A 17,714-nucleotide genomic window follows, 5' to 3' on the forward strand; every position below is an offset into this window, starting at 1 on the left:
TCCCACCATCGCCATCTGCACCAAAGTTTACTGCTGTCGATATCGAACTATTGCGATCAAGGTCAACCTGTTGAGCATCTTGTATGGTGATACTACCGGCATTCCCAAGCCCAGAGGTGCTGGCAGTGATGTCAGAGTCATTGTTTAAAGTAAGCGATCGCGTTTTAATCGCAATATTGCTGGGTTTTTTGGCAACTGCACCAGTATTTACTGCTGTGGATATGGAACTATTCCGATTAAGGGAAACCGAGTCGGTATCTGGGATTTTGATACTACCGGCATTTCCGATACCGGCAGTACTTGCTTCAATTGTCGAGGTGTGATCTAGGGATAGGGACTCGGTTTTTAGATCAATATTGCCACCATTCCCAACTGCACCAGTATTTACTGCGGTGGATATGGAACTGTTGAGATCAAGGTTAACCTGTTGAGCATCTTGTATGGTGATACTACCGGCATTCCCAAGCCCAGAGGTGCTGGCAATTATGTCAGAGTCATTGGTTAAAGTAAGCGATCGCGTTTTTAGATCAATATTACCGGCTTTTTCAGCATCTGCTCCAGAGTTTACTGCTGTCGATATCGAACTATTCCGATCAAGGTTAACCGAATCAGCATCTGGGATTTTGATACTACCGGCATTTCCGGTACCGGCAGTACTTGCTTCAATTGTCGAGGTGTGATCTAGGGATAGGGACTCGGTTTTTAGATCAATATTGCCACCATTCCCAACTGCACCAGTATTTACTGCGGTGGATATGGAACTGTTGAGATCAAGGTTAACCTGTTGAGCATCTTGTATGGTGATACTACCGGCATTCCCAAGCCCAGAGGTGCTGGCAATTATGTCAGAGTCATTGGTTAAAGTAAGCGATCGCGTTTTTAGATTAATATTACCCACTTCCTGCCCTGGGCTAGGGTTTACCTCTGCACCAGCCTTTACCTCCGTTGAAATTGAGCTGTTGTCGGCAAGCTGGACAGAGTCAGCATTCTCAACAACAATGTTTCCAGACGTTCCTGTACCAGAGGTAGATGCAGAAATCTGTGCTTCATCTTGGAGTGTTAAGTCTTGAGTATTAATCGTGATCGTTCCACCAGCCCCAGCCCCTTCAGTCTCTGCTAACAGTCCGCTATTGGGATTTGCGATCACCACCCTGTTATCGATATTCAGGGTAATGTTACCAGCCCGACCATCCCCAAAGGCAGTGGTGCGAAGTTGTCCACCAGTCGTAATTTCGAGAGTATTAACATCAATAGTTATCGTTCCACCAGCCCCAGCGGCTTCGGTAGAACTCGATACAACTGCTCCATCCCGGACAATCAACTTTTCTGTCTCAATGTTAATGCTGCCAGCATCGCCAAGTGGATTTATTTCATCGTTAATGAATTGAGAGTTAGCGAATATTCCACTAGGAACTACATTATTCTCATCATCGACAGCAGTGCCAACTAACTCGACTAAGTCCGAAGCGATGACTGTTATATTGGCTCCCGTACCACTATTTCCTGTTGCTGCGCCAATTCTGGAGCCATCACGTACTAAAAGTTTCTCGGTCTTAATCGTTAATTCCCCAGCATTCCCTGAACCAGTGGTATCAGAAGCAATCACCGCTCCCTTCTCTAGAGTCAGTGTGGGTGTTGTGACCTTTAACTCACCGGCATCACCTGAGTTCAAGGTAGCGCTAGCCAAGGTAACCTTGCCCGACAATGTCACTGACTCAGTGGCATTTATGGTTAAATTTCCCCCATCCTTTGCGTTGTCTAGCCTTCTGTTAACAGTTGCTGTGGTTACTCCAGCTCCATTCTCAATCGTTAAACGTTGGGTATTAACGGTTAAGTCCCCTGCCTTACCAGTACTGTTAGTAGCAGTCGTCAACCCCGTGGGAATAGCTCTGATAGCCAAGGCTACTCGTTCGTTAGGAGTAGGGATAAATGGAGCTGTTTCGTTGCCGACAATGTCTACTGACTCAGCGTTAACAGTTAAATTTCCACTATTGCCACTACTATCACGTAAAGTGACAGTAGCAGCTCCAGCTAGACTCCGTGATTCTTGGTTTTGGGCTTGGTTTTGGATACTCAAGGTTCTGGTGTTAATGGTTAAGTCCCCAGAATTACCTGGTCCAGTTGTAACCGTTGCCAAGCCAGACCCATTGAAACCTAGGAGCCGTTCTAGCAAGTTGGAATTGGTGAAGTTGGTGACCAATTCCCCCAAATTGCTGAAGCCTGACCCTTCTCTATTAATTAATGTCACTGACTCAGGGGCATTGACAATTAAATTTCCTCCTACACCTGCCCCAGTTGTAACAGTAACAACACCAGAGTCATCAAGCAAAAAGTTGCTACCGCTGTTGAGGGTGATCTTACCTCCCTCTATTCCAGCAGAAGCAATGAAAGAACCTGGATTGAGGGTGATATTATCATTGGCCAAAAACGTGACATCACCCCCATTGCCAGAGAAAGAGTTAGACTGATTATTATTTGGAATAGCAATGGTATTAACTATACCGTTGAGAGTAATGCTACCCCGAGAATCGATAGTAACTGACCCGCCCTTGGATATTTCACCGTTCTGAATGGCTAGATTTGCTAGAGTTGGCACTAACGAACCTAGAGTAGCTGAAACTTCAATATCTCCTGCTAGTGAAGGATTAGGCTTGTACTGATTGGTTAGCAAAACCTTTCCTGCCAACAGGTTATTGGGAGATATATTCAAGTTGAATAAATTGACATCAGCAAAAGCGATGGTGCCGATTTTAATATCTGCACTGGTGGCAGTATCGGTAATAGTGGGTGTACCAAAGATATTGAAAAAGTCACCGGAAAAGTCAAGCAAGAATTGGTTGCCTGTAAGTCCAGGGATACCAACTTGATTCGGATCTACTCCAGCACGAATATCAAGAGTCGGTTCAGCCTGACCATTAATATCGACTACTGTGCCATTAGATAAGGTAATGGATTCGGAAATAAAGTCGATTCCTTCTGTACCTGTTTCATTACCTGTAATGATCACAAAGCCGATATCTACCGCTCCCCCTGCCACGATATGTAGGGAGGTGCCTAGATAGCTGTTGAAACTAACATCCCCAACTGAGCGAATAATCGGGTCATCGGGACTAAATAAATCTCCGAGACTGCCATCGAGCTGTTCAATCCGGAAACTGCCACCACTCCAATAGTGGGCATCACCTCCGACAGTATTTTGCGATCGCAAAACCAGATCTCCACCGGAAAAAAGACCACTGTCTGGATGGTTCAAGGCAAATATATCCACCCCTTGATTGCCCTGAATCAATAACTTACCGCCAGCAGCGGCAATAAATGGTTGCCCGATACTATCCCTTATTTGAACTGTATCTTCTGCATGGAGTGTCAAATTTCCCCCAGCAATTAGTTGACCTTGTAAGTCAAGCTGACCAGCAGCTAGGGTTAGGTCTTGCCCGACTACTAAATAACCAGCGTTCGTGATTTGGCTGGGTTTGGGGTGATTCAAGCCATACTGCAATCCCGGAGTAATATTAATACTCAATAAAGGGGGGGCTTGTGGATTAGTGGCACTGAATTCTGTACCGTTGTTGAACACTAAACTATTGGCTGTACTGGCGAAAAAGGAACCTGCCACATCCAACCTGGCATTCTGGCCAAACACAATGCCATTGGGATTGAGTAAAAACAGATTCGCTCCACCATCGACACCAAGAGTGCCTAGAATGTTGGAGATATTACTCCCGGTCACCCGAGAGAGAATGTTCTCGATTCCGGCTGGATTGGCAAAGTAAACCCGCTGTAGCTGACCAACGTTAAAATCTTGAAAGCTATGGAACAGGTTACTACCTCGCGCTGCTCCCCCTTCAATCAAATCCCCTGGCTCTCCCCTAATCGTTGCATTTGGTGTTACCACTGAAGAAAAATTACCCAAGGTTTGATCCGGGGTAATCTGGGCTAAAGCATAGTTCCCAGAAAAAGCAATAACCACCCATCCGATTAGGGTTAGGGCTTTTTCAGTTAAGGGCAATATCCCTAGCCCTCTGGTTGAGGACTTACTTTGCTGATTATTCATCTGTCCGCCTCTCCACAACTAGCTAGTTGTCTGGAGTACCGATAGCAGTCAAGTAACTTGACCTATATATTATTATTTTCCTGGGAAAGCCAGGGAGTTTACGGAATTTTTAGGTTATCTTTAACAAAAATTTACGGAAGCGATGCAGTCGGCCAAAGGGGGTTTCCCCCACTCGCTATTGCATCAAGACAGTGGTGCGGATTGATAGTTTCTGTACCGTTATTGCGATCGCGCAATGCCCTATAGTCTCAAGTTGCCTTGAGGCATAGCAATTCTATCCCCTAATCTCAAGTCCGGTTGAATACCTAAAATAAAAGAGATTGATGGGGAGATAGGGAGATGGACAGATGAGCTAGATTTTGATTAAGGGTAATTATCAGGACTTAATATGATTCCCTCACTGACTGATCCTTATAGAAACTCTTGCAGTTGCTTCAGCAGAGACTCGGTCTGCTCAATCCCTTCGTTATCCCGTTGACTCTGGTAAAGTTCTAGGGCTTTTTCGATAGCAGTGAGGGCTTCGGTGACGCGAGAACGTTTTTTTAAGGCTACTCCTAGGTTATAGTGAGCTTGGGCATTTTTCGGAGCCAGTTCAATTAAACGTCTATAGGTCACTACTGCTGGTACGTATTGTTCTTGGGCTAGAAGAATTTTCCCGATGTACTCCTGTGCTTCTACTAAATCAGGTTTGGCAGAAGCTGCTCGACGAAATGCTTTGAGGGCTTTGGATAAATTCCCTCTCGATTCGAGAATTTGACCGATCTGGAGGTGAATTTGAGGATTACGAGGCGCTAATTTCACCGCTTTTTCAAAAGCCGCCAGTCCAGCCATCTCATCCCCATGTATCAACCAAGCTGTGCCCAAACTTAGTTGGATACGGGTTTCGTTCGGAGCAATTTCCGCTGCCTTTTGGAACACTTTTATGGCTTCTTCGGAATTTTCCTGCTCTAACCAAGCTGCACCGATTAACTGGTATACTGTTAGGTTGTCTGGCTCAATTTCCAGGATTTTTTCATAGGTTTCTATGGCCCGTTGATAGTCCTTTTGACGTAGCAGGGTAATGGCCAAACCAAAATAGGCGTTAATATTATCCCGGTTAAGTCTAGTGGCACGACGATAGGCCGTAGCAGCACCAGCATTGTCCCCAGCATTGGCCAGACTGTAACCCAGTGCGTAATGGAAATTAGGATTTTCTGGCTGGAGTGCGATCGCTTTTTTGTAAGCGGCGGCAGCTTCTTGGAATTTGCCCAGACTTGCTTGTAAGTAGCCAATGCCCGAAAAAATCTTAGGGTTTCCTTGTTCCAGCTTAGCTGCTTCTTCGTAAACAGCAACAGCTCCCTGATAGTCACCCGCATCTACCAACTCTCGTGCTTGATGAAGAAGGTCATTGAGCTGTGGATTATACTGCTGTCGGCTAGATACCAGAGTTGGCATTGCTTCAGCAATTTCTGGCAGGGGGGTTGCCACTACGGAAAAAAATAAGCTAAGAAGGAGGAACAAAGTTTGCTTTAGCAAGGTCAATTTTTTCATCGTCATCAGGTTAGTGTACTTTGGGAGGTTCACTTACTGATGAGTTTTACCATGAACACCCGCTAATCGGGAAGGGTTAGTTGGGATAAATTTTGGTTAACTTATGTTAAGCTACGGGTTTGCTTCTGGTCAACTTATGATAATAACCCTTCCGGTTTAGACCGGAAGGGTTAGTCATGAAGGATGTCAAGGTTAAATTTTGATAACTTAACAATCTTCTTTTAGATCTATATATGTAGATGTCTTATTTATGCCCCACTTATAGCGCTATAGGTGGGGTTCTTGAGTTTCATGGAAAGTTGAACCAGAGATGGCAAGCCTGATCCTTGAACTTCCCCAACCTAAGAGGACGGGGATTCCCAGGCACAACCTAGACGGCTGTTAGCTCCGTGGGCGTGACTTTCCCTCGCACCGAAGGTAGCTGGGCAGGGTCAATGCCCAGTTTTTTGAGACCCTTGTTCTTGATGTTGACTGCTCCATTCACATCAGCATCATCGTGATACTCGCACTCAGTGCAAACAAACTTTTCACCATTTCGATTGTCTGCACTAACATGATGGCATCTTGGGCATTGTTGAGATGTATTTCTGGGATTGACTTTGATCACAGGTATGCCTGACTTTGCAGCCACGACTTCAACCTTTTTTACTAATTCACCCCAGGCAGCATCAGAAATTACACGATTAAGACCTCTTTTAGCCGATTGTCCGTTGTAATCGTAGCCACCATTTTCATTGGGTTTTGGCTTACAACGGGATTTCATCCCTTTTATGTTTAAATCCTCAAACACAAGGGCATCTGCTCCGTCGGTTAGCTTCTTAGCCGTTTCCCAATGATATGCAGAACGACTGTTAGTAATCCAATCGTGCAACGAAGCTACTCTGCTAAATGACTTTTTACGATTATTTGAGCCTTTTCTTTTCCGACTTGCAGATCGCTGTCTTAATCTTAAACGCCTAGATTGACGTTTATATTTCTTGGTATTGGCTGGGTTCTGAATAGTTTCCCCATTAGAAACACTAACAAGCTTTCTAATTCCTATATCACATCCCTTAACACGACAGGGGGTAATTTCATTAGCAGCTTTTACCGGGGGTAACGGTAGGGATTTATCTTCGATCTGGATACTAACAAACCACCCTCGCGATTTCCGGCGAACGGTCACGGACTTCATAGTAAAACCATTTGGAATAGGACGGGAATTATGAAAACGCATCCATCCTATACCTGGCAAGTAGATTTTATGGCAATCTAGTTTTACTTGCCCTGGTGAGTACTTAAAGCTACGAAAACGAGAACGTCTTTTAGGTTTGGGATATTTTGCTTCTCCTTTGAAAAACTTAGAAAAAGCTACATCTAACTGTCTCAACATTTGTTGCAAAACAGTTGAATTGATCCCTTTGTACCAAGGACGCTCTTTCTTGAGGGTAGGGAGAGTTGAACTTTGAATCTCGTAAGTACTTCTTCGAGGGTTTTTCTGACTCTTTTTCCAGGGATATCCGATCGATGTTGACTTATTTACCGAGCAAGTTAATGGGCACGCCTCTCCACGAGTTTTTAAGTCACAGTAATCTCCCATTTTCGGTGATTTAACTTGTTCATAAGACTCGCTTCTATCTCTCAACAAGTAATTGTACTGAGCCAAAAGCATTTCTAACCATCGGTTCATGGTAGCTTCTTGTGTTCGATTCGGAATTAATTTGTAAGCGTAACCCAATTGCATGGCATCGACCTTTTTCTCCGGAAACGAAATCTTAGATAGTGGAGCCTTATTACAAAAGACTTAAACCTTTTATGCAAAACCAATCACCCATAAAGGCTGGAGCCGAATCCTACAGTAAGGTAGCCTTAATCCAAAAGTTTTAACCCTTTTACGCATAGCCTGCCAACCATAATGGATTAAAACAGATGGCGGCTAAAACTGGTTTAACTTTATCGCAATATTTAGAATTTAGAAGCGCTAGGAAAAACTGGCGTACTACCGTAAGCATTTGTTTGAGGGGAAAAGAATACCCTACCCTGTAGAGGGATAGGGTATTCTTTTCCCCTCAAGCTCCCAGACTCGATAACGATCATTAAGACTGCAAAGCACCACTTTGGACCATCATCAGGATGAAAATACCAACACTGGCTACCACCAAAACAAGACCTAAAGCCACTGATTGACCCAAATGGTTGGGAGTTTGAGAAGTCTTCATGTCTGTTGTCCTTTCTTAAAGTTATGTATGCCGATAATGAACGATAACAAACTTTTGCCAAGGTTGATAAAAAAATGCAAAGTATCTTAACGTAACTTTACTTAAGTTAATACTGACTAAAGTGTGATCTAGTTTGCTCTTTAGCCGAAGGGAATATGATTTTATTGGAACTGACGAACGTGATGGCATTAGCCCCCGTGATTCATCCCGGGGATATAAGCGTGCTTGAGGAATTTATTGGTCAAGGGATATTTTTTCTTCTGTTGTCCTCAATCCCTGTCTTGATGATGCAGTTCTGGGTGAAACCCTATCATGAAGGCGCACCCGTCGCTTTAGAGCGGGGAATGTCAATCATGTAAAAGGATAATCGGGTTTAAGTCAACTTCCGGATCTCAGCAAGCTTGCTAGGAGCAATGAACGCTAAAGCTAGCTCACTCGGACATAGCTAGCACTTCAGCTACACAAAACCTACCAGAGAAGATAGATGAACCTACAGCCGTTGTCCGTGGTGAATTTCCTATAATTGGGGATGAGGCTAGTGCGATCGCTCAATGTAGTGGCTCTAGTTTAAGAGAAGCTGGTCGCAAGACTCAGTCTAATGGTGAAAGTATTGTCTGAATTAAACGTTTGAGTTTTGAAGTCAAAAAAATAAGGAATCAAAAGTGGTATCGCCAGGTAATCGAGTCAATCTAGGGTTTGTGTCATCAAACGCAACAGCCGAGATAAGTGTATTTTTGAACACGTTTTTAAAGAATGTTAAGAGGGGGATTATGGTTGAAAATAATTTGGGCTGAGAAATTATGGTTGCAGTCTCAGTTGCCATAATTTCGACTCACAATTCCGATGATTGTGGGTCGAGGTATTTATGATTGCATTTCGTTACACTTCAGGATTAGTGTTCAAACGATTTATCCTCCTTAGCAAGTCTTCAGTAAAAACTTTATAAGCATTTTTTGTTGCCTTGTAAATTGCTTGATTACCTATAATTGTATTTCTGTCTGTTCCTTCGAGATTAGTTACATCAGGAACTTTCCAAATTGGAACTCTATACTTTTGAGCCATTGAAGGTAATGTATTATGTGTATGCATAACTTCTTGATCGCCAATCGGATTATCAATCATCTCGTCATCTAAGTGTTGACGAACTTCAGAACTGATATAATCCCTAACTGTTTGAGGGATACGATTTGCATAATTATAAGCAGCTTGAGCAAGATTGAGGGTTGTACGACCTGAATATTTTTTGGCATTGTATATAGTAAATCCCAGAAAGCTCACAAACCTTTCTGGAAATTCATTTCTTTTTTCACTAGAAATAAGGGTATAAATAGTATCAAAATCTTTTTTCCATTCAAGTAAAGATTTACCAATATTTCTAATTCCATACAAAGAAAACATATCAGGAAAACAAGGCACTAAAAAACCATCAACTGTAGATATAATTACCTTATTTAAAGCTCCTAAACTTGGAGATGTATCCACAATTATAAAGTCATATTTACTTTCGGAAGCATATCTACGAGCTATAGCTCTAATTTGAGTTATGGTTCTAATTGAGAGTGGTTCTCCGCTATATAAACCAGCCCAGCGTTCGGCAATTTTATTTTCGTACATATGTAGGGTTAGACGACCTGGAATTAAATCTAGGTTTGTAGCTACTTCAATTGGACGAGGAAGAGATTGTGGCTCGCTTATGCCATCCTCTATAGGCTTAAGAATATAATGAATTGTTCTGTGATTTCTATTAAAAGATTCAAAATCTGAATCTTCAAATTTCTTACGGGTCGCATTGAAATCATCAATGAATCCATCTTCATCCTGCCAAATTTTATGTAAATTTTCTGAATCTAATCCATAAATAGTTAAATTACATTGAGGGTCTAAATCAAGCATTAAAACTTTTTTACCAAGTTCTGCTAAAGCGCAGGCTAAATGATATGTAAGAGTTGTTTTACCCACACCACCTTTATTGTTAAAAACCGAAATTAACTTCACTGAGATGCTCCTGAATTTAATATTTAAACACCCGATTATGTTATTTATAGCAAACTATTTGGCGTTGCTGATTCTGGGTATGGTTTAGCCCCCCTAGCCCCCCAATTCTGGGGGGAACAAAACTCTAAAAGTCCCCCAGAATTGGGGGACCAACGGGGGCTTTAACTTTCACCAGATGATCGCGCATTCATTCCTTAATTCAGCAACGCCAACTATTTGACAGGTCTTTAATGGATCTTAACAATTTCAAAAATACTCTGCCAACCCCTAAAAAACCTAGAACCTACATTCCGCACTTCAAAATACCTATTTAATTCCTTGGTTTAACTGCATTCGGATTTGCCCACACTCCTAAACGATTTGCGATCGCATATTCCGAAGCGTGCCTAAGCCCATCCCACGATGGACAATCCTGTTTGTGCTCTTCCTAAGGATAGGCTAAACCTTCACTTAGTTAAACCATGTTCTAGAGCATAGCGAACTAACTCGGTACGGCTATTAGTTCCGGTTTTGCTAAACAGACGACTGACGTATTTCTCAACATTACGAACACTAGTCTCTAAACGTCGGGCAATTTCTTTATTCATTAGCCCTTGGGCAACCAAATCTAAGACACTCTGCTCTCTAGCTGTAAAATCAATGCGCAACGGTGGAGGAGTTTGGACAATCCCATGCTTCTGGTCTAACATTGCCCGGATTTCAGCCACCTGCTTGGCTATTTTTTCAAGTTCTGTACTGCCTACACTATCTTCAGAGCTAGCAGCGCGACGCTCCAAGAGGTTCTGAACAATAGCGACTAATTCATCTGGATCAAAGGGCTTCGGTAGGTACGCATCACAACCGGCCTGATAACCCTGAATTCGATCTGAGGTCATGCCACGGGCGGTCAGAAACACTACTGGGAGTGCTTTAAAACGGGGGTCATCTCGAAGCTGCTGTAGGAATTGATACCCATCTACTTTGGGCATCATGATGTCAGAAATTACTAGTTCGGGTGTGTTCTGCTGTAACATCTGCCAAGCATCATTAGCATTGCTGGCAACCTGTACAGTAAAACCAAATTCTGCCAAATACTCCTTGACCGCTTCCCTTACTCCTGGTTCGTCGTCTACCAATAAGAGTTTTGCTGACATCGCTAATTCCTTAACCCCTACTACCCTTAGTGTAGCGCAATTTAGACTGAGATCTTGCACCATTGTCATTAATCGTAGGGTGGGCAGTGCCTACCAACGGGCTTTGCAAGCTTGATTATCTGTCTGGTGCACTGCCCACCCTACATGAACCTAATAAGTGATTTCTGATTAATCGGGAATCGGGAATCGGGAATCGGAACCCACCCCTAACCCCTCCCAGGAGGGGAACGGGAATCGGGAATCGGGAATCGGAACCCACCCCTAACCCCTCCCAGGAGGGGAACGGGAATCGGGAATCGGGAATCGGGAATCGGGATGCAGCTATCAGGTTTCATGGGAAAGCCACTCTATCTGATCAGCTTTGTCTGGCAGCCGGGCTTGCTGTTGTCCCTTTGCTCTTGCCCAAGTTCCAAACAGACCAATCGGTGTGCTGATTAGCTCAATGGGATCGGTTTTGCCTGCGATCGCATTAATACTATTGCGCGGTAGTTCTTTCAGCAACCAACGACTGATCCGATACAGATATTCCTTTGGTGGAATATCCCGCATCAAGGGCACACCATGGAGCTGATGTAAGTAACGGTTAGAGCGACCATAGCGATGCCATTGACTGTGATACTCCCGAAAAGTGGAACGGTGTCGGTGCTCCACTATAGCGGTTGGAGCAAGGTGTAATTGCCAGTTGCTTTGCTTTTGAATCCGCCAGCACATATCAGCATCACCACCAGTGGTTAGGTAAGGACGGAACAATCCCACTTCCTCGAATGCTTGCCTTCGGATTGCTAGGTTAGCGGTTTGACCGTAGGGACAATAGGAATTGTTTAAGGTATGTTCCTGAGATAGAACATTATGGTACTCAGCGTGTTTTTCTAGCCAGGTTTTACCGGGCAACCCGATGATTTGACCAGCAACAATACCAATACTAACGTTAGCAAAGGGTGAGACCAGGTCTGCTAACCAATGGGGTTGGGGACGACAGTCTGCATCAGTAAAGGCAATTATTTCCGCCTTGGCTGCTCGAATTCCTTTGTTACGGGCTGCATAGGAGCTTTGAATCTGGTCTTCCAGGATGTAGTGGAAAGTTATGCCCTCAGATGCTCCCTCAGTAACGGCAGTTTCGATTAGTGAGGCAGTGCGATCGCTGCTATTATTATCCACTAAAAGATACTCTACTTGGTCAGTGGGATAGGTCTGTTCCTGTAAACAACGGACTAACTCTGGTAAATCTGCTTCACCGTTGTAGATTGGTACAACTACTGAAACCTTGGGCAAGCATTTGTCATTTGTCATCTGATAGGGAACAGGGAACAGGGAACAGGGAACAGGGATGGAGCTATCAGTTATCAGCTATCAGCTATCAGTTATCAGCTATCAGCTTAAGCGCTACGCGCACGCTACTTGAGGTGCTATCAGCGTGTCGCGTATCAGCTAATGCCCTACTGTGCCACGCTGACCACTGACCGCTGACCGCTGACCACTGACCGCTGACCGCTGACTGCTGACCGCTGACCGCTGACCGCTGACCGCTGAATGCTGACCGCTGACCGCTGACCGCTGACCGCTGAATGCTTGAATTATCAACTATCAATTTTGAGCATAATCAACTGCCGTTGGAGTAGCGATCGCACTCCATCTAAATCGAAGTTAACATGCTTAATAATTTCTGCTACAGTTTGGCTTTGGGATGAGTCGTCGGGTGAGCTACCATTCTCGTCACAGGCTTCGAGAAACGTAAATTCCTCCTCTGATAGCTTAACCAGCTGGTAATCATAGTCAAATAGGGACTTACTTGGCCAACCAGTCATACAAGGGTGCCGTTCTGGAATTGCGGCTAACAGGTCTTTATCCTCTGACCAATCTACTCGCTCTAAGGGAGGACGGGTGAGGAAAAACTCATAATGAGTCAGTTCGGGATCTAATAATTCAATTAACCGATATAGCTCCCGTTCACTCAGACGTTCTGAGCGTGCCATTAACTCTGGATTCTTGCCAAATAAGCGCTCTTTCTGCCAGTAGCGGGGATTGGAAAACCCAAGAAACTCCAAGCCAGCCGCATCGATTAGTTCAAATAGGGTTTCAATGTTATAGTCAATCTCTTGGGGATGAACGTACATATCCGCGAAGCATTCATCCTGATGGTTTTCCAAAGCCCAGCGTTCCCGGTCTCGCTTGACAATTCGGTTGTTTTCTGGGAGAGCTTCAAATAATTGACGACCGACCTTCACCCCATCCTGGTAGTCTCCCTGGTTTTGACCCTGCAAAAGTGCGATCGCTTGCTGCATCAACTGAATTTCCCAGCGTCCTAATTCAGCATAGACAAAGATATGAAATAAGCCCCCCGGTGCTAGTTTCTTAGCTATAGATTGAATCCCACGGATCGGGTCTGGCAAGTGATGTAACACTCCCACACAATTAATTAGATCGAACTGACCCTCGATTTGGTCAACATCGTACAAGCTCAGGTGATGAAACTCGACCCGATCAGCACCTGAGCGGCGACAGCGTTCCTGGGCTACCTTCAAAGCCCCAGCACTAAGATCAATCCCCACCACTGAGGCTTGGGGATTGAGGTGAACTAGATACTCTGTACCTACCCCCGTCCCACAACCAGCATCTAGAATCCGAATCTCCTCTCTTTGGGGTGTTTGCCCAGTACAAAAACTATAAGCAGCTCGCCAATTCCAGCGCCAGTTGTATCCAGGAGGTGGCTCATCGAGTAAGGGTTCTGGGGGAAAAGGGTAGGTATCGTAGAGGCGCTCAACGGCAGCAGCGGTTTCTTGAGAGGTTTTCATCACAAAACTTTACAAAACTTAATTATTCGGGGAAATTTTTTACGAAAATAAAGTATAATCTCAAAGGTTTACTGGGATCAATGGCCATCAATCCTGAACTCGATCCCCTAAATTCTATACAATTCTTAATAAATAAACCGTAGAGATCAGAAAAGTTTTAATCTAAAAGCTAGTCGAGTTTACCAATGACATCCATTTTGGGAAATTCTAGGGAACCTACGACCTAGTAGGTTATCCTTATCCCTTGCTCCAAAGTGAGATTGGATAGGACTAACATCAAATGCCTACCCACCAAATGGGTGTCTAAAACGTGTTTATTAACTGCGGCATAAGTCCGCAATGACAGCATAAAAATTTAGGAGCTTTAACAAACCAATGAGTGTCAAGGCAAGTGGTGGAAGCTCAGTTGCCCCTGTGCAACTCTATCAAACTGTCCCATCGGCAACCATTATCCAAGCAGAACAGCAAGACCGCTTCTTAGGAAATGGAGAGATCAACGAGCTACTGGATTACTTCCGTTCCGGAGAACAGCGTTTAGCAATTGCTAATCTGCTCACCAAAAACTCAGACCTAATCGTATCCAAGGCGGCTAACCGGATTTTTGTGGGTGGTTCCCCAATGGCTTTCCTGGAAAAGCCTAAGGAAGCACCTGCCCTAGTAGGGGCTGGCGCTACAGGTGTTCCCGACACCAAAACCTTGGGAACTAGTACCTTTGTCGAGAGTGGAGGTGGATTGTTTGGGGGATTCCGCGCTCTGTTTAGTTCTCCGACTGGACCAACCCCACCGGGTTTCCGTCCCATCGACATCAACCGCTATGGCCCGAGGAATATGCAAAAGTCCTTGCGGGACCTATCTTGGATGTTGCGCTATATCACTTACGCCATTGTTGCTGGTGATCCCAACATCCTAGTGGTTAATGTTCGAGGTTTGCGGGAAGTCATTGAAAATGCTTGTTCAGCTGATGCCACCATCGTGGCAATCCAGGGAATGCGGGCGGCTTCACTAGATTATTTCAAAGGTGATCAGTCGGCACAGGAGATTGTTGCTCAGTACTTTGACATTACCCTGAACGAATTTAAAGCTGCTACACCCTCCGATAAACTGCGGCAACGGCCTTCCATAGACCAACAAGGGCTGCAATTGCCCCAAAGTTACTTTAATGCAGCCGAGCGGCGTCCTAAGTTTGTGATGAAGCCCGGTCTGTCATCCTCAGAAAAAACTGAGGTAGTTAAAGCTGCCTACCGGCAAATCTTTGAGCGTGACATTACCCGCGCCTACGGTTTGTCGATTTCTTATCTGGAATCTCTAGTTAAAAACGGGAACATTTCCATGAAGGAGTTTGTTCGCCGTTTGGGCAAATCTGAACTATACCGGAAGCAATTCTTTGAACCTTTTATCAATAGTCGAGCCTTAGAACTGGCTTTCCGCCATTTCCTAGGTAGGGGTCCATCTTCAAGGGAAGAAGTCCAAAGCTACTTCTCGATTGTTTCCGATGGTGGTCTACCCGCTCTAGTAGATGCCCTGGTGGATTCTCAGGAATATTCGGATTACTTTGGGGAAGAAACGGTTCCCTATCTGAGGGGTTATGGTCAAGAGGCTCAAGAATGCCGTAACTGGGGCATGCAGCAAGATTTGTTGCGCTATAGTGCTCCCTTCCGTAAGGATGCCCAGTTTCTCAATACCTTTGCCAAGTACGAGCAACCGCTGCCTGACCAACATGTCTATGGTTCTGGTAATGACTCGTTGGAAATTCAGTTTGGGGCAATTTTCCCGAAAGAAACCCGGAATCCTACTACCACCCCCGCTCTCTTTGGCAAAGATACTAAACGCCTGCTGATCCACCAAGGCCCAGGAATCAATAACCAAAATAGTAATCCAGGGGCAAGGGGTATGTCCCCCGGTTCCCTTGGCTCTAAGGTGATCCGCCTTGACCAGATCCCTAGTACACAAGACAAGAGTATCAAATTTGCTGAAAGCTCTACTCAAAGGGTAATTCGTGCCTGTTACCTGCGAGTGTTTGGCTTTATGCCCTATGAAGGGGAACGGCTGACTTCAGGGGAAGCTCGGCTGGAAAACGGTGAAATTACCGTCCGCGAGTTTATCCTAATGCTGGCGAAGTCTGATGGTTTCCGCAAACGTTACTGGACACCATTGTATGTGGTCAAGGCAATAGAATATATCCACCGACGTTTGCTTGGTCGTCCTAGCTATGGGCGCTCCGAGATGAACAGTTACTATGATGTTGCCTATAAAAAAGGTTTCTACGGTGTAGTAGAGGCAATTGTCAACACCAAAGAGTACTCTGAGGCATTTGGGGAAGATACGGTTCCCTATGAGCGCTATGTGACGGCGGCTGGTTTAAAAATGCGCACCGGAGTGTCTGGTAGCGTGACATCAGCAATGGCAATCATGGCTGAGGAGAAAGTACCTCGCTTTGTTGAGCTGGGTATGGGCAAAGAGATGCTCACCGAACCGGAAGTTGAATTCCGGATTAATCAGGGGGTTAGTGTACAGCGTGAACAAACCAAGATCTTTAAGCTGATTGACCTTAATGATAAGCCAGCGTTGAAAGTCCTAATTGGAGCAGCTTATCGGCAGATATTTGAGCGGGATCTTGAACCCTATGTGATCCAAGCAGCATTTACCTCCCTGGAAAGCCGACTGAGCAATGGCGAAATTAATCTCAAGGAGTTTATTGAAGGCTTAGGTTGTTCTGATCTCTACATCAAAGAGTTCTACACCCCCTACCCCAACACCAAGGTGATTGAACTGGGTACCAAGCACTTCCTAGGACGTGCCCCCTTAAATCAGAAGGAAATCCAGACTTACAACGCAATTCTAGCCTCTGAAGGGATTCGAAGCTTTATTGGGGCAATGGTCAATGGCATGGAATATGCTCAGGCATTTGGAGAAGATACCGTCCCGTACCGCCGCTTCCCCACCTTACCAGCTGCTAATTTCCCCAACACCGAGAAGCTGTATAATCAGCAGACCAAGCAGAATAGTGATGTGGTGGTACCAAGCTTTGATCCAGTCCAGCCTCGCATGGATTCGTCTAAGCTACCTCTGACCGGAAAAGCGATCGCAGATATGGCTGCCCAAAAGTGGCAGGTGGCTACTAACCCTTCCGAGCTGGCCAAGGTAGGTCGTTCTTCTAATCGGAAGCACTCAACCTTGAATCCCAAATCTGCTAAGGCGACACGGATTTTCCGCATCACCCCAAACATTTCTCAGGTTGAAACCGCAGTGGTGATTGATGCCATTTATGACCAGGTCCTGGATTTATTCGGTGAACCAGTACCACCTAAATACCGGCAACAGCATCTAGACAGTCAACTGCGCAATGGAGAAATTTCCGTGCGGCAGTTTGTTAAAGCCTTGGCGAGTAGTAACACCTATAGTCAGCGGTTTTACCAGTCTTATCCCCCTGCCAAAGTGGTCGAGTTATTGTTCCGGCACTTACTCGGACGTACCCCTAACACTCACGGTGAGGTTCAAACCTACCAGCAGCTGTTGGCGGGACAGGGTCTAGACGCTGCAGTAAAAGCTATGGTTGATAGTGCAGAATACTCTCGCTTCTTTGGTGAAGATGTAGTCCCCTATCAGCGGGTTAGTCAGGGAGTATTAATTATGAAGGTTGAAGGTTGAAGGTTGAAGGTTGAAGGTTGAAAGTTGAAAGTTGAAAGTTAAAGGTTGAAGGTTTGGAGGTTTGGAGGTTTGGAGGTTTGGAGGTGGTCGGTAGGTTGGACTAGCCTTAAAGGTTAAACTTTCAACCTTTAACCTCTAACTCAGGCCACTAACCTGTAACTGACCTTTCAAACTTTATTAGGGAAAATGTTACGATGTGTTGCGAAGCTAGGAAAAATGTCAACAATCTGTAGCAAAATATTCCCGGAAGGTAGGTTTATGATTAACCTGCTTTGATTGAGGCTTTGATTTAGGCCTTTAATTTAGGCGGGGTTAGCCAAACCAAGTTTTGCTGGGACGTGCGTCGGCTGAAGTTCCGACGGCG

General features: G+C 44.9%; 12 protein-coding genes. 2 read left to right on the forward strand and 10 right to left on the reverse strand.

Annotation, left to right across the window (positions count from 1 at the left end; genetic code table 11):
- The 4 genes from F6K63_RS03620 to F6K63_RS03635 all read right to left on the reverse strand — a co-directional run.
- The coding region (locus tag F6K63_RS03620) for a two-partner secretion domain-containing protein (protein WP_287310829.1) at window positions 1-4,054 on the reverse strand (4,054 nt) is incomplete at its 3' end.
- A gap of 411 nt (window positions 4,055-4,465) precedes the next feature.
- Window positions 4,466-5,521, reverse strand: coding sequence for a tetratricopeptide repeat protein (locus tag F6K63_RS03625; protein ID WP_229420143.1), 1,056 nt, complete (start codon window positions 5,519-5,521; stop codon window positions 4,466-4,468).
- Between the two features lie 433 nt (window positions 5,522-5,954).
- Entirely contained in the window at window positions 5,955-7,307 is a 1,353-nt protein-coding gene (locus F6K63_RS03630; protein ID WP_287296170.1) for an RNA-guided endonuclease InsQ/TnpB family protein, read from the reverse strand.
- A 352-nt stretch (window positions 7,308-7,659) separates the two neighbouring features.
- A complete protein-coding gene (locus F6K63_RS03635; protein ID WP_008180130.1) occupies window positions 7,660-7,782 on the reverse strand; it encodes a hypothetical protein in 123 nt (40 codons plus the stop codon).
- Window positions 7,783-7,937: 155 nt separating this feature from the next.
- Between F6K63_RS03635 and F6K63_RS03640 the strand changes: the two genes are divergently transcribed.
- A complete protein-coding gene (locus F6K63_RS03640) occupies window positions 7,938-8,141 on the forward strand; it encodes a hypothetical protein (RefSeq protein WP_287310832.1) in 204 nt (67 codons plus the stop codon).
- A gap of 520 nt (window positions 8,142-8,661) precedes the next feature.
- Here F6K63_RS03640 and F6K63_RS03645 read toward each other — a convergent pair.
- The 6 genes from F6K63_RS03645 to F6K63_RS03670 all read right to left on the reverse strand — a co-directional run bounded on the left by F6K63_RS03645 (window position 8,662) and on the right by F6K63_RS03670 (window position 13,702).
- The gene (locus F6K63_RS03645) at window positions 8,662-9,777 is read right to left on the reverse strand and encodes a ParA family protein (RefSeq protein WP_287296168.1); all 1,116 of its coding nucleotides are present in this window, start codon (window positions 9,775-9,777) and stop codon (window positions 8,662-8,664) included.
- 446 nt (window positions 9,778-10,223) lie between these two features.
- The gene (locus F6K63_RS03650) at window positions 10,224-10,910 is read right to left on the reverse strand and encodes a response regulator transcription factor (protein WP_071107988.1); all 687 of its coding nucleotides are present in this window, start codon (window positions 10,908-10,910) and stop codon (window positions 10,224-10,226) included.
- A gap of 206 nt (window positions 10,911-11,116) precedes the next feature.
- Window positions 11,117-11,245 carry a hypothetical protein gene (locus F6K63_RS03655; protein ID WP_267875703.1) on the reverse strand — a complete coding sequence of 43 codons (129 nt, stop codon included), beginning with the start codon at window positions 11,243-11,245 and terminating at the stop codon, window positions 11,117-11,119.
- On the reverse strand, window positions 11,235-12,200 hold the full coding sequence (locus tag F6K63_RS03660; protein WP_287310836.1) for a glycosyltransferase family 2 protein: 966 nt from the start codon (window positions 12,198-12,200) through the stop codon (window positions 11,235-11,237). Before F6K63_RS03660 ends, F6K63_RS03655 begins: the two co-directional genes overlap by 11 nt.
- A gap of 138 nt (window positions 12,201-12,338) precedes the next feature.
- Window positions 12,339-12,491, reverse strand: coding sequence for a hypothetical protein (locus F6K63_RS03665; protein WP_287310837.1), 153 nt, complete (start codon window positions 12,489-12,491; stop codon window positions 12,339-12,341).
- The gene (locus tag F6K63_RS03670) at window positions 12,488-13,702 is read right to left on the reverse strand and encodes a class I SAM-dependent methyltransferase (RefSeq protein WP_071106002.1); all 1,215 of its coding nucleotides are present in this window, start codon (window positions 13,700-13,702) and stop codon (window positions 12,488-12,490) included. The genes F6K63_RS03665 and F6K63_RS03670 overlap by 4 nt, the downstream gene beginning before the upstream one ends.
- Window positions 13,703-14,077: 375 nt before the next feature.
- On the opposite strand from F6K63_RS03670, the gene F6K63_RS03675 reads away from it, so the two are divergent.
- Complete coding sequence (locus tag F6K63_RS03675; RefSeq protein ID WP_287310839.1) at window positions 14,078-17,350, forward strand: phycobilisome rod-core linker polypeptide; 3,273 nt, start codon at window positions 14,078-14,080, stop codon at window positions 17,348-17,350.
- Window positions 17,351-17,714: the final 364 nt, after the last annotated feature.

Source organism: Moorena sp. SIO1G6 (assembly GCF_010672795.1).
Taxonomy (GTDB): domain Bacteria; phylum Cyanobacteriota; class Cyanobacteriia; order Cyanobacteriales; family Coleofasciculaceae; genus Moorena; species Moorena producens.